The sequence below is a fragment of the Ruminococcus sp. genome (genome assembly GCF_019423705.1).
Classification (GTDB): Bacteria; Bacillota; Clostridia; order Oscillospirales; family Ruminococcaceae; genus Hominimerdicola.
In genome coordinates, this window is record NZ_JAHZAX010000002.1 from 129,496 (window position 1) to 146,180 (window position 16,685).

Sequence of the window (16,685 nt, forward strand, 5' to 3'; positions counted from 1 at the left end):
CGCTGCCGCTGGGGCTATATAATACTGCGATCAGTTGTCAATTATGGAGATCGCAGCTTTGTCCTTATCAAAGAGAAGCTCGAGAACTTTCTGACAATCCTCTATCGTCATTTGTGCAAGTATTTCAGATTCGCAGAATGCGTCAGCGCCCTCAAGATAGCTTTCTGACAAAATGTCGACAGCACGCTCGGGGTTGTTGCTGCCCCTTACGATATCGCCGTACATTGAACGCTTTTCGTTTGCAAAAAGCTCCTTGTCAAAGCCCTCTGCTTTTACTCTGTCGATCTCAGCAAGAAAACGCTTGTAAAGCTCCATAGGGTCGTGAGATTCGCCCGAGATCATCGGCGCAAAAACGCCAACGCTTGTGAATACCTCAACGCCGAACTGCGAATTGATAAGACCGTCATCAAAAAGCTGCTTATAGAGCGGCGATGATGAACCTATGAGCATATGCAGCACGACTGAGGCTGTGTCAGCCATTTTATAAAGCTCTCTGCCCTCATATGGCTTGCACTTGAAGCCGATATTGAAAAGCGGATTGCCGACAGGAAAGCTTTGTCTTATCTCCTTCTGTGCCACTTCTTCGGGTTCATCGGGGAGCTTTGTCTCTATCTGCAGATCATCGCAAGGCTTCAACATTCTGTCGCAAATTTCTATTACTTTGTCCTCGTCAACGTTGCCTGCAATAGCAAGCACCATATTGTGGAGATTATAGAATGTGTGATAACATTGATACAAAAGCTCGGGAGTTATCTCGGCGATAGATTCAACCGTGCCCGCAATATCTATCTTGATAGGGTGATTTACATACATCGCCCTCAGCAGATTATAGAAGCATTGTCTTTCGGGAGAATCTGAGCACATTTTGATCTCCTGCCCGATTATGCCGAGTTCTTTATGGACTGACTGCTCCGTGAAATATGGCTTCTGAACGAAATCAAGAAGAATCTCAAGGGAGTCCTCCCAGTTCTCTGAACAGCTAAAAATATATGCTGTTTCATCAAATGAAGTGTAGGCGTTGGCATTTGCACCTGTTTTTGCATAAAGATCAAAAACGTCCGTGTCCTCGTTCTCAAAAAGCTTGTGCTCAAGAAAATGTGCAATGCCTTCGGGAACGGTTATGAAATCATCTCTGTCCTTTGTCTTGAAGCAGTTGTTTACTGAGCCATATTTCGTGGCAAAGACTGCTTCCGTTGTAGTGAAGCCCTCCATTTCCCATATAAGAACATCAAGTCCCGACGGGTGATGAACGACTGTATAACTTTCGCCAAGACGGCTGCTTTTGATTATTTCCTTATTCATCGCTGCCCTCCTTAGCCTTTGCTCTTATAACAAATATCGTGTCGAGCTTGAATGACTTTGCGCACTCGATTATCTGCTCACGGGTGATAGTCATAACACGCTGGTTTATCTCCTCTGGGGTGAATGCTGTACCACGGGTGTTCTGTGCGGCATACCAGCCCATAATGTCATATATGGAATCGTAATTTGACTTGAATCCGCCGCAAAGATATTTCTTTGTGTTGGCAAGCTCGTCATCTGTGAAGTCGCCGTTGCAAAGGGCTTCAAGCTGCTCCAAAATGGCTTTCTGCGCCTTTTCGATATTGGCAGCTTCAACGCCGCTGTCTATCATCATCGTACCCTTTCGGTCAGCATACGCCGCCGCACAATAATAACAGAGCGAAAGCTTTTCTCTCACATTGGTGAAAAGCTTTGAGAAAGGCGTTGCGCCAAGAAGCATACAAAACAGCTTTGCAACATAGATATCCTCGTAATCAGACTTGAACGCCATAACCATTTTGCTCTGATTGACCTGCATAGGAAGCTCTTTTGTCTTGACCTGTGGCTTAGCAGGTGAATTGTGTCTGTACTCGACTGATGAGATATAGTCCTTTCTCGTGATAGCCGAAAGCTTGTCCTTTATCATTTTCTCAACGGCTTGTGTATTTCCACCACCGACTATGGTTATCTCTATCTTTGCGCTTTCGATAAGCTTTTGGTATTGTGCCAACAAGTCAGCCTGAGTGATACTTTCAGCAAGCTCAGTCGTGCCGATAGTTGAAACAGCCGCCGGCTCACCCTCAAATATAAGCTTTTTCGCCTGCACGATAGCATAACCTCTCTTGTCGTTCACCATTGCGGCGATAGCGTCAAGAAGCTCCTGTTTTCTGATATCAAAATACTTCGGCTTGAATTCGCCGTCCGCAAGGTCAGGGTCGAAAAGACAGTTAAGAAGCTGTCCCACCACCTGTGTAGATATCTCCTCGCCGTCGATAGTGTAATCATCGCCGATGAAGCTTGCGGACAGACCGATAGTCTGATAATCGCCGATAGTGCCACAATTTGTGCCGATACTTGAACCATAAAGCCCTGTGAGCTTTGTGGTCAGTGCCGTCCTTGAAGGCACGATCCTGTTTGAAGTAACTAGCAGCGTCATAAGCATTGCATTCACGCAGGCTGTTTTCTGTCCAAGAGGGGTCACAAACACGATCTTCACGCAGTTGTTCTTGAATTTTTTATCATATATTTTAGTAAGAGAAATACCCTTTCCAAGGTCTTCCCTGCTATATAAAACAGACATTGCATTTCTCCTTTATATTTTTGTTGTCGCTTTAGTGCGACATTATTATAGTATATCACATATCGGCGCAAAATTCTATACTTTTCACAAGATTTTCATAATTGGTCATTCAATAACGGTATAAACGAAATTTTCCCAATGGAGCATTGTGCCCTCATCAGATTCCTCGGGAATAAGTGCTCTTGCCATTAAAAGCTCCTCGCCGCTGTCAACGTTCAGAAGGTGGGCGTAATCGCCGTCGATCTTTGTTACTTTATATGTTCTCGGTTCCATAGTTTTCTCCTTATTTCATAAAAGCCGTGTTCTGATCGCCGACAGCCTTTTGCAGCTCTTCGATAAGTTCGCTGCACATTTTTACTCTCGGCACGGCTTTAAGTTCTGTCATTTTCCGCATATCCTCAAAATAAATATTGAGCTTGTTTTCAAATTGTCCGTCAGCATAACGCAGCGCAATATTTTTAACCCTAGCAATGCCCTGTTCGTCTCTCGAACTGAGCCGAACGCATATATTTTTCTTTAGCTGAAGCTGGCAAAAACGTTCGGCAGGCTCGAGTATATCGACAAGTATCTTCGGGTTCTCGTCCTCTTTGCAGGATATCTTGCCCTTGACATACAGGACAGCTCTATCTCTTATAGTGCCGCTTGTGACGGCATAGACAGACGGAAACACCACAACTTCAAGGCTTCCGTACTTATCTTCCAGCTGTACAAAGCACATTATATCGCCTTTTTTAGTCTTTAGCATTTTCTTGTGGGTCACCATTCCTGCATAGCCTATCTCTGCGCCGTCGGCAAAGCGTTTGTCTTTGGTCGAACCCTCTTCGCTGCCGCTGATTATCTGCTTCGAGGTATAGCACTTTGAAGCCGTCAGAATGCTTTCAAAGCGGTCGATAGGGTGGGCGGAGATATACATTCCAAGGGCTTCGTGCTCAAATTCAAGAAGCTGTCCCTGGTCATATTCGCCGCAGCGGACGATCTCTTTCTCCATTGCAGGGTTGTCCGTTCCACCGCCGAAGAGGTCAAGCTGACCTTCCATAACGTTGTTTTCAGCCTGCACAACTGACTTTACAATGCCCTCGCAGGCAGTCATAAGCTCCTTTCGTGTATAGCCAAAACAATCGAAAGCGCCGCTTTTTATAAGCGCTTCAACAGTCCGCTGGTGCATATCTCTTCCCGAAAGCCTTGTACAGAAATCCTGCAAAGATTTAAAATCGCCGTGAGCTTTTCGCTCAGAAATAAGCCTGTCGATAGCGGCCTCACCTAAAGACTTGACCGCAAGGAGCGCAAAGCGTATGCCGTTTTCTTCTGATACAAATCTACGTCCGCTCTTATTTATGTCCAGCGGCAATATCTTAACGCCGTTTTTGGAAACGTCAGCGATATAGCCAAAAAGCTTGTCCGTGCTTTCAAGCAGCGTTATGGTCATCAGCGCCGACATATATTCCTTATAATAGTGGCACTTTAGATAAGCAGTTTGATATGCGATAGTTGCATAAGCGGCGGCGTGGGATTTATTGAAAGCATAGCTTGCAAAGGAAGTCATTTCGTCGAATATCTCGTTCGCAACCTGCGGTGAAACGCCGTTTGCAACAGCTCCACAGCATTGACCCTCTTCACCATAGATAAAAGCTTTACGCTCATTTTCGAGGACGCTTGCTTTCTTCTTAGCCATTGCTCGGCGGACGATATCCGCTCTGCCGTATGAATAGCCTGCAAGGGTTCGGAATATCTGCATTACCTGCTCTTGATAAACGATACAGCCATAGGTGACTTCAAGTATGCTCTTGAGCAAGGGGTGCTTGTAGGTGATAAGCTTAGGGTTGTGCCTGTTTCTTATATAGGTCGGTATTGAGTCCATAGGACCCGGGCGGTAAAGAGAGATCACCGCAATAAGATCCTCGATACGCTCAGGTCGCAGTTTCATAACTGTTGCAGTCATTCCTGCGCTTTCAAACTGGAACACGCCCTCGGTCTTGCCCTGTGAGAACATTTCATATACCGCCTTATCGTCAAGGGGTATATTCTCAAGGTCAAAATCGGGGTGCTTTTTCAAAATCTGAAGTCTGCAATGATTTATGATAGTCAGATTTCGCAGACCCAAAAAGTCTATTTTCAAAAGTCCAAGCCGCTCAAGCACGGTCATTGTATATTGCGTCGATATCTGACCGTCACGGGCATAAAGCGGCACATAATGGTCAACAGGGTCTTTGGTGATAACGACGCCGGCGGCGTGGGTGGAAACATTTCTCGGCATACCCTCGACCTTTATCGCCGTGTCAAGAAGCTCGTGTATCTTGGCATTGCCGTGGTAAAGCTCTTTGACCTCGGGAATATTTTCGATAGTGTATGCAAGCGGATATCCTCTAGGTATCTTTTTAGCCAGCATATCACCAGTCTGATAAGGCAGACCCATTGCCCTTGCGACGTCACGGACGGCCTGCTTTGCGGCAAGCGTGCCGAAAGTCGCTATCTGCGCAACGTGGTCAGAGCCGTATTTGTTCACAACATAATCTATAACACGCTGTCTGCCCTCCATACAAAAGTCGATATCAAAGTCGGGCATTGAAACTCTTTCGGGATTGAGGAAACGCTCAAAGAGCAGATTATATTTCAGCGGGTCGATACCCGTTATGCCTATGCAGTATGCGCAAAGGCTTCCTGCGCCCGAACCTCGTCCGCAGCCAACAGGTATGCCCTGAGATTTCGCATAGTGAACAAAATCCCACACAATGAGGTAATAATCCGTATAACCCATTTTGGTGATAACGTCAAGCTCATATTCCATTCTCTCGAACGCTTCCTTGCTGGGCTTTTCATATCGTTTATACAAGCCTTTAAGGCACATATCACGAAGATATTTTTCGTTATCATCAACGCCGTCAATATGGAAATACGGAAGCTTTGTGTTGCCAAATTCAAAGGTAACGTTGCAGCGCTCGGCGATCTTGACCGTGTTCACAAGCGATTCTGGTTGTGCCGAAAAAAGCTCAGCCATTTCATCGGCGGACTTCACATAAAATTCGTCGGTTGGAAATTCAAGCTTGCTGGGGTCGTCAACTGTGGTCGCCGTTGAAATGCACATAAGGATTCGCTGAGCATTGGCGTCCTCACGTTTCAGATAGTGGGCGTCGTTCGTGCACACCATCGGTATGCCAGTCTCTCGTGAAAGCTTTACAAGCAGAGGCAAAATTTTCTGCTGCTCGGCAAACTTGTGATTTTGCAGCTCGATAAAATAATTGCCCTCGCCGAAAATATCACGATAAAGTAGCGCCGTTTCTTTCGCACCCTCATAATTGCCATTTGTCAGCTTTCTCGGTATCTCGCCTGCAAGACAAGCGGACAGGCAGATAAGCCCCTTGTGATATTTTTTCAGCAGTTCAACGTCAACTCTCGGACGATTGTAAAAACCGTCGATATATGCAAGGGAAACAAGCTTTATCAAATTCTGATATCCCTCATTGTTCTCGCAAAGCAGCACAAGATGATAAGGCGAAGTGTCTATCTTTGCCACTTTGTCAAAGAGTGTCCTCGGCGCAACGTACACCTCGCAGCCGATTATGGGCTTTATGCCCTGGGCAACGCACTCATTGTAAAACTCCACCGCCGCAAACATATTTCCGTGATCTGTGACGGCAACGGCCTTTTGACCCAGCTCTTTCACACGCAAAACAAGCTCCTTGATACGGCAAGCGCCGTCAAGGAGCGAATATTCACTATGCAAATGAAGGTGTACAAAATCTGGCATATTTATTCCTCGTTGATATTAAGTCCTTTTTCTTCACGAATTTTATCCGCTATCTCCGCAAGCTTTTGAAGCCTGTGGTTAGCTCCCGATCGAGATATTGGCGGGTCGATAGCTGCGCCCAAGTCTTTAAGATTAAAGTCGGGGTTATTGTATCTCAGCTCGGCTATCTCCTGCAAATTCTCGGGCAGCGAATATAGTCCGATAGTCTCGTCGATAAGCTCGATATCTCTTATTTGCTTTTCAGCGGCTTTCAGCGATTTTTCTATGTTTGCGTTGTCGCAATTCACCGCACGGTTTATCTTGTTGCGCATATCTTTCATCATCTTCACGTTCATAAGCTCCAGCGAGCACATAGACGCACCCATAAGGGTCAGCATATCAATGATATTTTCCGACTCCTTTATGTAAACGATCTGCGCATTTTTTCGCTCAACGTGCTTTGGCGTTATATCGTAATTGTCGATAAGCAGCATACCGAAATCGTTGCAAAGGTCAAGTGTCGGCATAACAAATTCCATATGATACTTTTTCTCGGGATTGTTCACCGAACCGCAGGCGAGAAATATCCCTGCCACAAGCTGCGGATAAAACTTCTCCTTTGGTAAGTCCTCTTTCTCAAGACGGCGGCTTGCGTCCATTCTGAAATGATCCAGCACCGCTATCCTGTCATCACGCTCGGGTATATCGAGAGCATATAGCACAACGCCATTGCGCTTTTTCTGCTCCGTCACCCTAACGGCTTCTTTGTTTTCAGATATCCTGCCGATATTAAGGTGGAAAAAGTCAACGACTGCCCTGTTTTCCGTAAGAAATGATATCTCCTCGTCCGAAAGAACGTTGCAATATGTGAGCATTCCCATTATGCAAACGTCCGCTTTCGGCTTGGAATTTATTTTGTCTATTATCTCTTTTTTTACACGATAGGAAAAAGATACGTCCTCCAAAATTCAAACCGCCTTACTGATTGTTTATATCTCTGTGAGTAATTCGTATAGTGTGACCCTGCTCTCTCAAGTGTTTTGAAAGAGCTTCGGCAAATGTAACGCTTCTGTGCTTGCCACCTGTACAGCCGAAAGCTATTACCAGCTGCGACTTGCCCTCTTTTTCATAAAGTGGGATAAGATAGTCGATAAGGTCGATAAGCTTTGCAAGAAGGGTCTGCGCCTGCTCAAAGCTCAGCACATAGTCGTAAACTTCCTTATCAAGTCCCGTCTTGTTTTTAAGCTCAGGGATATAGAATGGGTTAGGCAGACACCTTACGTCAAACACAAGATCGCCCTCGCTCATTGCACCGAACTTGAAGCCGAAAGACTGCACGTCAATGTGCATAAACTCATCATTTTCAAGAAATATGGAATAAAGTCTTTCTTTGAACTGTGCTGTTGAAGTTCCGGAAGTGTCAACATAATAATCAGCCTGCGCCTTTATCGGACGGAGCATTTCACGCTCTGTCTCGATAGCCTTTCTGATATTGCCGTATGAAACTTCATCGAGTGGGTGCTTTCTTCTTGTTTCTTTGTATCGTCTGACGATAACGTCGTCTGTGCTGTCAAGGAAAAGGATCTTTAGGCTCACGCCCTCAGCTTGGAGCTGTTTGATAGTATCTTGGAGCTTTAAAAACAGATCGCCGCCACGGATATCCACAACAAATGCGACCTTTTCTATCTTTCCGTCCGACTGGCTGCAAATGTTGGCAAATTTCGGGATAAGTTCCGGCGGCATATTATCTATACAATAATAGCCGATATCCTCCATAACGTTTACGGCGCTTGATTTTCCCGAACCCGACATTCCCGTGATGATAACAAACTGCATTGATCTTCATTCCTTTCCTTCACACTAATTGCTGAGATTATTCGCTGTATGGTATTATCTTAACTTCACATTCGAGCATATAGCCTGTTTGCTCTTTTACCGTATTTTGAACGTGACGAATAACTGACAGGATATCCTCCGTTGTTGCGCCGCCCTTATTTACGACAAAACCGCAATGCTTTTCAGACACCTGTGCTCCCCCGACTGTGTATCCTCTAAGACCGCAATCTTGTATAAGCTTGCCTGCAAATTGTCCCTCGGGACGTTTGAATGTTGAGCCTGCACTTGGAAATTCAAGCGGCTGCTTGCTTCTGCGCCTGCCCATAAGTTCCACCATTTTGTCTTGGATATCGTCATACACACCTGTTTCAAGACAGAACAGTCCCGAGGATATAACCTCGTCATTGCGCTGAAAACAGCTAGTGCGATAACCAAGCCCAAGATTTGACACGCTGACAGTATGTACAGTTCCGTCTGTGCTGACAGCCGTGCAGGATTTTATAACGTCCCTTATCTCGCCGTCATAAGCGCCGGCGTTCATATAGATCGCACCGCCAACAGTTCCGGGTATTCCATAGGCAAATTCAAGACCTGTGAGGTTATGCTCAAGTGCAAAGCGGCAAAGCTTTATAAGGCTGCAGCCTGCCTGCGCATAGATAGTCGTTTCATCTATCATTTTGATCTCGTCGATTGACGAGCCCATAAGGAAAACCACGCCGTCGAAGCCCTTGTCGTCAAAGAGCAGATTTGAACCGTTTCCTATTACGATATATCTGACAGAAAGCTCGTTCGCAAGGCTTATAAGCTGTGCAAGGCTTTCCTCAGAACTGATATCCACCATTGCTGTGCATTTTCCGCCTGTGCGGAACGTTGTGTGTGATGACAATGGCTCGTCATACATAACTCGACATTCCAGCTCAGAGGCTTTGTCAAGCAGCTTTTGTGTATTCATATGTTTATATGTGCCCCGAAGGGCGCTCCTTTCTTTGATCTAGTTTCAATATATTAATATCAAGATTCGGTCTTTTTACAAGAACATACTCTCTTATTTTCTCCCAATCGGTATTCATAACAAGCTTCTCGGGAAAATCAAGCTCTTCCGCCATTTTATCAAGATCGGCGCCTGACCAATAAGCTCGCAATAATGACAGTCCGAATCGAAAACAACGGGTACTTCATATCTTTTGCAAAGCTTTAAAAGCTCTACGGCGTTCTTTGCAAGCGACCTTGTGCTGAGAATAGAGCTCTCGTTTATCTCAACAAGTTTGCCGTACTCTTTGAACGCCTTTACGCCCTTTTCATAATCGAAGGGGAAAGGAGAAGTTGTGCAATGACCGATAACATCTACATAGGGGGTTCTGCGCCAATTTCAGATAGCTGTTTGTATGATTTTCGGCAGTAGAGGGCTTATAACAATCTCTATGCATTGAAGCCACTATCCATTCCAGCGATTTTAACAGCCGCTCGTCAACGTCAAGCTCGCCGTTATCGCCGATAACATTTGCTTCTATTTCTCGAAGAACTGTTACGCCGCTTATTTTTCTCGGCAGAACGCAAAGATTGACAAAGTAACATAAGTGCGGTGAATCTGGCATATTCATTGCACGGCTTGTCATTGCATTGCCTTTGAGCTCGTATTTTTCCGCAGAGGTGCAGTTTTCAAGTATCGTCGAATAAGCGTGTGTTGACGCAATGATGTGTGTGCATATCTGCCTGTAAGCGCATAAATTATCTATCTCCTATTGAAATGTTGCTATTTTAGAAATTATCCCAGTTCTTTACCTTGTCCTTTTTGTCCATTTGCAGACCAAGGTTCTGCAAAAGTTCAGCCGCAGCGTTATAACCCATCTTCTTCTGACGGTTGTTCATAGCTGCAACTTCAAGGATAACAGCAAGGTTTCTGCCCGGCTTGATTGGAATCGTAAGGCTTGGTATCTTTATGCCGAGAATGGTGGTGTACTCATTGTCAACGCCCATTCTATCGTATATCTTTGTGCTGTCCCAAGGCTCAAGCTCAACGATAAGGTCGATCTTTTCGCTGACCTTAACAGCACCCATACCGAACAGCCTTCTTGTATTGATGATACCGATACCTCTCAATTCAAGGAAGTGACGGATATTATCAGGTGATGAACCGACAAGAGTTCTGTTTGAAGTCTTTCTTATCTCAACTGCATCGTCTGCAACAAGTCTGTGACCTCTCTTTACAAGCTCGATAGCCGTCTCGCTCTTACCGACGCCGCTTTCGCCAACGATAAGGATACCCTCGCCGTACACTTCGATAAGTACGCCGTGACGTGTGATCCTAGGCGCAAGCTCAACGTTCAGATAGCCGATAAGTGCGGCGATGAAAGCCGTTGTGCTGTCCTGCGTTCTTGCGATAGGCACGCCGTATTTCTTGGCTATTTCCACCATTTCCGGATAAAGTTCGTGACCTCTTGCAACAATGAACAGAGGTATCTTTGTTGCAAAGAGTGCGTCTATCCTTTCATATCTTGTTTTCTCATCAAGTGATGCAAGATACGCAAATTCCATATTTCCGCATATCTGTACACGCTCTGCGTTGAAATACTCATAAAAGCCCATAAGCTGGAGACCAGGTCTGTTACAGTCGTTTTCCGTAACAACAAGGCTGCTTATGTTCTCAGGGGCGTAGATTATCTCCATATTGAGCTGCTTGATTATCTCCTCGATAGTAACGCTGAATATCTCTGCCATTTACGATCAGTCCTTTCTAATTATAACTTTATAAGTCCTTTATTATACATTTCCTGTGCCGCAAGCATTACGCCTGTCTTGCCTGTTGGATAGGTTATTCCGCCCTGCAACCAGGCAGCGAACGGCGGTCTTATAGGTGCGTCCGCTGAAAGCTCGATAGAAGCGCCCATCGTGAACGCTCCGGCCGCCATAATGACCTTGCTGTCATAACCCGGCATATCCCAAGCTTCAGGCGTAACATAGCTGTCAACAGGCGAGCCTTTTTGTATTCCTTGACAGAAAGCTACAAGCTTCTCTTCATTTTCAAGAAGTATGGAAGCGATGATATCAGTTCTTGTCTCGCCGCTTTCCGGCAATGTCTTATAGCCAAGCTTTTCAAAGAAACGGCAGGCAAATACGGAAGTCTTGAGAGCCGAAGCCACCACCTGCGGCGCCATAAAGAAGCCGAGAAGCATTTCTCTGTTTTGACCGAGAGAACAGCCAACTTCCTTGCCCATTCCAACGCAGGTGAGCCTATCAGCGCACTTTTCAACAAGGTCAGCTCTGCCGCAGATATATCCGCCTGTGGAAGCTATTCCGCCGCCCGGGTTTTTGATAAGTGAACCGATGATGATATCAGCGCCAACGCTCAGAGGCTCTTGTCTTTCAACGAACTCGCCATAGCAGTTATCCACCATAACGATAATGTTCGGATTAGCTTTCTTTGCCGTCTCAGCGATCTTTCCGATTATCTCAACAGTCAGCGATGGTCTCAGCGAATAACCTCTTGAACGCTGGATATACGCTATCTTTGCGCCGACAGCTTTCTTTTCAATTGCTTCATAATCGGGGTACATTTCGTCAACAAGATCGACCTGCTCATAATTAACGCCAAAGTCAATAAGTGAACCATTGCCATTTTCACCTCTGATACCGATTATCTCTTCAAGAGTATCATAAGGCTTTCCCGTGCAGGCAAGCATTATGTCGCCACTTCTCAGAACGCCGAACAGCGCTGTCGAAAGAGCGTGCGTGCCGTTTACAAAAGTGTGGCGCACAAGTGCGTCCTCACCGCCGAGAGTCTGTGCAAACACCTTGTCGATAGTATCTCTGCCCATATCACCGTAGCCATAGCCCGTGGTGCCTTTAAGGCAGCCCTCGCTGACCCTGTTGTCGATAAAGGCTTTTAGCACCTTCTGTCCGTTATACTCTGCAATGCTGTCTATCTTTGCGAACATTTCGCCGCATTCGCTTTCAGCCTTGTCAGCAAGCGCCAAAAGCTTTTCATCTATATCAAAAATACATTCACTCATTATCTTTTCTCTCCAATACCAAATCTATTCCGCAGGCTTTAAAGCCGATCTCTTCATAATAGCTTACACGGTGAGGTCTTGCAAAGAGCCTTACCTGAAAGCCGTCCTGCGTGAGTTTTTCACCTATCCAATATAAAAGCTGTCTAGCGTGGAATTTGCCACGCTCTTCGGGTATAGTGCCAACGTGTCCCACAAGGGCGACGCCATCGATTATATACTGTATCGTTGCGGTGGTGTAATCTCCCAGCAGGAACGATTGCGACAGTCCACGCCTTACTCTGTGTGACGTATCCGTCAGCCAAAGCTCATATGAATTTTTGATACTCGGAAAACAAGTCGCAAGTATCTTGAAAACATCATCAAGCTTTGGGAGTTCGTCAACATCAAGTGGCGGAAGATCATTCTTTGCCACAAAGCTGAACTCCGTCCGCTTATCGCCCTTGTATTCGTCAAAGGTGAGCTGGGCAAGCTTTTTTGAATATTCCACCTCAAACTCCACCGCCGCAGGCTTGTTCATACAGATAAACCCTGCAAGCTCAGAAAGCAGCTTATCGCTGAATTTCTTGTCCTTGAAAGTGGATATCATCATCGATGAATTGAACAGCGATATTATGCCGACCTTTTCGCCGTTATCCTCAGCGGCAAAAAAGCGCAGAAAATCATATCCTGTTCCGTATGCCGCAAAGTGGGATTTTATACGCCGTGTATAATTATTGGGTTTGAGACCGCTCAGAAGCTCCGAGCTTATCTCTTTCGTTTCATAGATCATTTGTTATAAGTCCTATCCAAAAGCAGTTTTGTAAGAACATAAGCGTTTTCAAAATCGCTTTTATTTATTACGCAGCAAGGCGAATGCAGATATCTGCAAGGCAGCGAGACAGCTGTTATTCTTACGCCGCCCCTTGAAACGTGTATCGCACCTGCGTCGTTTCCGCCTGCCACCATTGTTTTGGTCTGACAGGGGATATTATTCATCTTCGCAGTATCAAAAGCGAGATCGTACATTTCTTTGTCATATATCGTGTGTCTGTCCATAAAGGACACAACAGGACCTTTGCCAAGTTCACAAACACGCTTATCGCCCGAAGCCGACGGGATATCCGCCGCCGTTGTTGACTCAAGCACAAAGGCATAGTCCGGCGCAACTGTATACGCCGCACAGGTCGAACCTCTCAGCCCAATCTCTTCCTGCACCACAAATGTGAAGTAGGTGTCATATTCAACGCCCTCTTTTATCAGCCGCAGCATTATCGCACAGCCTGCACGGTCATCGATAGCCTTGCATTTAACAAAGCCTTTGCCGAATTCACAGAACGGTGAAACAAATCTCACGCTGTCGCCAAGGCGGACAAGATTCTGCGCTTCTTCCCTGCTGTCTGCGCCGATATCTACTGTCATTTTGTCAAAAGGCACGGACTGCTTGCGCTCGTCTGCCGACAGATTGTGAACAGCCACGCCGCCCACAACGCCTGTTACATTGTTATTTCCAACGCACACACGCTTGCCGAAAACTACCCTCGGGTCAATGCCACCAACGGGGGATATTTTCAACGTGCCGTCTGCATTGATATAAGTGACGATCATACCGACTTCGTCCATATGCGCCGACACCATTACTTTATTTCTAGGAGTTTTCTTGCCCTTGCAGAATGCGATAACATTGCCAAGGTTATCGACTGTCACCTCAGCCTTATCGCCTATCTGCGAGATAATATATTCTCTGACAGCGCCTTCGTCCCCCGAAATGCCGTCTAGCAGGCAAAGCTCTTTAAGTTCATTTATCATATTCATCAGACTCTTTCCAAATACTCAGCCATAAGCTTCGCAGTATTTTCGATATCAGCAATGTCAACTATCTCCACAGGGGTGTGCATATGCTTTTCGGGAATAGAAACAGTCACCGCCGCAACGCCGCCCTTTGTCAAGCCGATAGCGTCAGCGTTTGTACCCGTCCTGCCGCTCATTACCTCTATCTGATATGATATAGCTGTCTCTTCGGCGATCTTTATAAGCTCATCAGACATTTTACTTGAAAGCGACGGCGCAATGCCGATCATAGGGCCTTTGCCAATAATGCCGCAATCCTCATCACTTTCCGAATGAGTTTTCGCAAAGGAAACGTCAACTATCATCGCCATATCGGGGTCAATATCGAACGCCGCAGTCTTTGCGCCACGCTCGCCGACTTCTTCTTGTGAAGAGAACACTGCCGCAACATTGCAGCCAAGCTCTTTGCCCTTGAGCAATTCAAGAGTTCTAAGAACAGCGGCACAGCCTGCACGGTCGTCAATGGCTTTTGACGTCACCCTGCCGTTTATAAGCTCCGCAAGCTGGTTTTCAATAAGCACCCTGTCGCCAAGTGAAACATACTCAGCGGCTTCTGCTTTTGATGTGAAGCCGATATCTATATAAATTTCGCCGATATCGGGAGCTTTTGAGCTGTCTTTCTCAAGATGAGGCGGCGTGGAAGTTACAAAGCCTGTGAGCTTTTTCTTGCCGCAAACTGTTACTTGCTGAGCAAGAAGCACTCTGTTGTCAAGTCCGCCACAGCCCGATACTTTAAGAAAACCGTCGTCGGTGATGTAGGTGACTATCATACCGATCTCGTCGATATGTGCGTCAAGCAATACTGTTGGCTTGCTGTCGTCAAAGCCTGTTCTTTTCACAAAAACATTGTGGCTGCCCTCGTCAATTCGGACTTCGCCATATTCGCCTGCAAGCTCAGCAGCCTTTTGAGCAGCCTCATTTTCAGCACCCGAAACGCCGGAAACTGAAACAAGTTGTGCTAAAATATCTTTTATATCCATTATTATCCCTGCTTTACAGCTTAGTTTTAGTATTAAAGATCGTTGACAAGCGCCTTGAAATGTCTGCCTCTTGCTTCAAAGTTCGGGTAGAGGTCAAAGCTTGCGCAAGCAGGCGACAGCGTTACAACGTCGCCCTCCTCAGCCATTTTCTGTGCTGTGAGAACAGCCTCTTCAAGAGTCTTTACTCTTACGATCTTGAGACCGCTTTCCGGATAGAGTGGGCTTTCAGTAACAGCCTTTTCGATCTTGTCAGCAGTTGCGCCCATAAGAATGAGTATCTTGACATTCTTATTTACAGGCTCAGCAAGTGGCTCGAAAGGTATCTTCTTATCATAACCGCCTGCGATAACGATAAGCTTCTGATTGAATGAATTAAGTCCTGCGATAACTCTTGTAGGGCTTGTGGCGATAGAGTCGTTATACCACTTAACACCGTCGATCTCTCTGATAAATTCAATTCTGTGCTCAACGCCGCCAAAGTTCTTTGCCACTTGAACAATGCTCTGGATCGACACCTCGCCCCAAACAGCTGCGATAGCTGTGAGATAGTTCGCAACGTTGTGGATACCAGGAATCCTGATATCGTCCTTGTGAACTATCTCGGTAGTTCTGCCCTTTTCTGTATAGCAAAGCATACCGTCGTCATTTAGATATGTTCCCGTCTTTACAGGGTGCTTGAGAGAGAACGTAACGAGCTTGCCTCTTACAAGGTCTGAAAGCTTGATAGTCTCTTCGTTATCTTCATTGAGAACAGTTCTCGAATAGCCGTTCTGATGTGCGATAAGATTAGCCTTTGCGCCGATGTATTCCTCCATCGTTCCGTGAACGTTGAGGTGATTTGGCGTGATATTTGTGATAGCCGCAACATTTGGCGACTGTCTCATTGAGATAAGCTGGAAGCTTGAAAGCTCAACGACTGCAACGTCGCTGTCGGACATTGTTTCAACGATAGGAAGCAGAGCCTTGCCGATGTTTCCACCGATGTGGACACGCTTGCCCTCAGCCTTGAGCATTTCGCTGATAAGTGTGGTCGTGGTAGTCTTTCCATCTGAACCAGTTACGCCGTATATCTTGCAAGGGCAAAGGTCAAAAAAAGTCTCCATTTCGGAAGTGATCGTCACGCCCTCTTTTCTTGCTCTTGTGATAGTCTCGTCGTTATAGTACATACCCGGCGTTCTGAAAACTATATCGCAGTTGAATATAGTATCGAGGTAATGCTCGCCAAGTGAGAACTCGCAGCCCTTTGCGGAAAGTTCCTCATAGATAAGCTCGTCAAATTCATCCTCAGTTTTCTTATCGCACACAACGCACTTGATCCCCTTTGAGAGGAAAAGCTTTATAAGCTCAAGGTGGCTTACGCCTGTGCCGATGAACGCAACTCTTTTATCTTTTATTTCCATAAAATATCTTTGTGCTTTTGTCATAACGTTAACTCCTTTATGATGTTTGTTAAATGCGCACTTACCCATATTTTAAAAGCGCACGCACCTATTCTATTTTATTATATAACATTTTGTATGAAAACGCAAGAGTTTTTTTGCGGTCAGCCACAAAAGCCTTGTGAAAGTTAGTTTCAGCTTCGGTTAGATAACGTTTACTTGATTTTTGTGTCTAAATGTGTACTTGTTAAGATGATATTTTTGTGAAAAGTGAGAAAAATTTATTATTTGAGGAAAAACTATTGTAAAATAAGATTTTTTACAGTATAATATATACATATTGTTACG

General features: G+C 45.6%; 14 protein-coding genes. All 14 read right to left on the reverse strand.

Features of this window, described 5'->3' with window-relative positions:
* Positions 1–30: 30 nt before the first annotated feature.
* Positions 31–1,302, reverse strand: a complete 1,272-nt coding sequence (locus QZ371_RS02225) for a pitrilysin family protein (protein ID WP_295208496.1) — start codon at positions 1,300–1,302, stop codon at positions 31–33.
* The gene (locus tag QZ371_RS02230) at positions 1,295–2,581 is read right to left on the reverse strand and encodes an insulinase family protein (protein WP_295208499.1); all 1,287 of its coding nucleotides are present in this window, start codon (positions 2,579–2,581) and stop codon (positions 1,295–1,297) included. Before QZ371_RS02230 ends, QZ371_RS02225 begins: the two co-directional genes overlap by 8 nt.
* A gap of 105 nt (positions 2,582–2,686) precedes the next feature.
* A complete protein-coding gene (locus tag QZ371_RS02235; RefSeq protein ID WP_295208502.1) occupies positions 2,687–2,854 on the reverse strand; it encodes a hypothetical protein in 168 nt (55 codons plus the stop codon).
* Positions 2,855–2,864: 10 nt separating this feature from the next.
* A complete protein-coding gene (locus tag QZ371_RS02240; RefSeq protein WP_295208505.1) occupies positions 2,865–6,326 on the reverse strand; it encodes a DNA polymerase III subunit alpha in 3,462 nt (1,153 codons plus the stop codon).
* A gap of 2 nt (positions 6,327–6,328) precedes the next feature.
* The gene (gene whiA / locus QZ371_RS02245; protein WP_295208508.1) at positions 6,329–7,270 is read right to left on the reverse strand and encodes a DNA-binding protein WhiA; all 942 of its coding nucleotides are present in this window, start codon (positions 7,268–7,270) and stop codon (positions 6,329–6,331) included.
* Positions 7,271–7,283: 13 nt separating this feature from the next.
* Entirely contained in the window at positions 7,284–8,141 is an 858-nt protein-coding gene (gene rapZ / locus QZ371_RS02250) for an RNase adapter RapZ (protein WP_295208511.1), read from the reverse strand.
* A 37-nt stretch (positions 8,142–8,178) separates the two neighbouring features.
* A complete protein-coding gene (murB, locus tag QZ371_RS02255; protein ID WP_295208523.1) occupies positions 8,179–9,093 on the reverse strand; it encodes a UDP-N-acetylmuramate dehydrogenase in 915 nt (304 codons plus the stop codon).
* Between the two features lie 346 nt (positions 9,094–9,439).
* Positions 9,440–9,757 (reverse strand): hypothetical protein, encoded by a 318-nt coding sequence (locus QZ371_RS02260; RefSeq protein ID WP_295208530.1) that lies wholly within the window; start codon positions 9,755–9,757, stop codon positions 9,440–9,442.
* A gap of 142 nt (positions 9,758–9,899) precedes the next feature.
* Positions 9,900–10,859: an HPr(Ser) kinase/phosphatase gene (hprK, locus tag QZ371_RS02265; protein ID WP_295208542.1), complete on the reverse strand. Its 960-nt coding sequence runs from the start codon at positions 10,857–10,859 to the stop codon at positions 9,900–9,902.
* Between the two features lie 20 nt (positions 10,860–10,879).
* Entirely contained in the window at positions 10,880–12,151 is a 1,272-nt protein-coding gene (locus QZ371_RS02270; RefSeq protein ID WP_295208546.1) for a methionine gamma-lyase family protein, read from the reverse strand.
* Positions 12,144–12,920 (reverse strand): hypothetical protein, encoded by a 777-nt coding sequence (locus QZ371_RS02275; protein WP_295208555.1) that lies wholly within the window; start codon positions 12,918–12,920, stop codon positions 12,144–12,146. Before QZ371_RS02275 ends, QZ371_RS02270 begins: the two co-directional genes overlap by 8 nt.
* Positions 12,917–13,936 (reverse strand): M42 family peptidase, encoded by a 1,020-nt coding sequence (locus QZ371_RS02280; RefSeq protein WP_295208558.1) that lies wholly within the window; start codon positions 13,934–13,936, stop codon positions 12,917–12,919. The genes QZ371_RS02275 and QZ371_RS02280 overlap by 4 nt, the downstream gene beginning before the upstream one ends.
* 5 nt (positions 13,937–13,941) lie before the next feature.
* Positions 13,942–14,958, reverse strand: coding sequence for a M20/M25/M40 family metallo-hydrolase (locus QZ371_RS02285; protein WP_295208561.1), 1,017 nt, complete (start codon positions 14,956–14,958; stop codon positions 13,942–13,944).
* A gap of 32 nt (positions 14,959–14,990) precedes the next feature.
* Positions 14,991–16,382: a UDP-N-acetylmuramoyl-L-alanine--D-glutamate ligase gene (gene murD / locus QZ371_RS02290; protein ID WP_295208568.1), complete on the reverse strand. Its 1,392-nt coding sequence runs from the start codon at positions 16,380–16,382 to the stop codon at positions 14,991–14,993.
* Between the last annotated feature and the right edge of the window lie 303 nt (positions 16,383–16,685).